Below are 215 nucleotides of genomic sequence, written 5' to 3' on the forward strand. Positions count from 1 at the left end.
GTGTTGAATCATATTTCTGAACGTGCACGTTTTGAACGAGGCTTTGAAGACGGGTCTTGGCAATATTTAGGCAGTTTAGAAAATGGTAATGACCCCTATATTCAGTTAATGTTCGAAAGTGCTGAAATGGTGAATCCCAATGAATCTTTTTACGCCATGATTAGCCAAAAAAATGCACTACATTTATATGATTTTATTTTAAATAGCCTTCAGAT

Annotated in this window: 1 pseudogene; it reads left to right on the forward strand. The window is 34.9% G+C overall.

From position 1 onward, the window contains the following. Positions 1-215 (forward strand): annotated as a pseudogene (locus tag IMO47_RS15675) (hypothetical protein); the annotation flags it as partial.

Source organism: Acinetobacter sp. Res13-Abat-PEC15-P4-01 (assembly GCF_015676285.1).
Taxonomy (GTDB): Bacteria; Pseudomonadota; Gammaproteobacteria; order Pseudomonadales; family Moraxellaceae; genus Acinetobacter; species Acinetobacter nematophilus.